We start from the raw sequence: 699 nt of genomic DNA on the forward strand, positions 1-699 counted from the left end.
TGGATATTCCACTCTATAGTGCACCACTAATCCGACCAAATTACACCATTTATTCCGCAATGCGCACCAATTATTCCGGAGCAATGTGCACCAATTATTCCGCTAATAGCACCAAAATTTCCGATAAGTACACCACTTATTCCGGAAAGTGCACCAGCTTATTTTATTACAAATAGCTGACATTCCGACATATAGTGCACCAATTATTCCGATTCAAAGTACACCACTGAAGAGTAATTAAATATTAATTAAGCTAATTTAGAATATGTTTTAAACTTAATTCTACTCTAAATATGGCTAATAAAACTCTTCCAATGCATAAAATAAAGCAAATATTATTGTTTTTAGACAGAGGTGTTTCTCAGAGAAATATTGCTCTGCAAATGGGTGTTAATCGTCGAAGCGTAGCAAGTTATTACAACTTAGCTAAACAAACCAATATGCCTTTATCTGAGCTAGTTGCATTAAGCGATCATGAGTTAGCTAAGTGCTTAGGAATGCTTGATAGTGATGAAACTACTCTAGATGATGAGCGCAGGGAGCATCTAGAATCACTTTACCCATACTTTAAAGTAGAATTAAAAAAAATAGGAGTTACTAAGTATCTTTTATGGGAAGAGTATATAAAAGACTACCCTGAAGGCTTTAAATACTCTCGATTTTGTGAACTCTTAGTGGAGTTTGCAAAAGTAAATAGTG

1 pseudogene is annotated in these 699 nt (G+C 34.5%); it reads left to right on the forward strand.

The features are described 5' to 3' along the window. Positions 1–314: 314 nt before the first annotated feature. A pseudogene (locus ACYSNX_RS13080) lies at positions 315–699 on the forward strand (IS21 family transposase); the annotation flags it as partial.

The organism is Myroides sp. LJL115, from assembly GCF_054871665.1.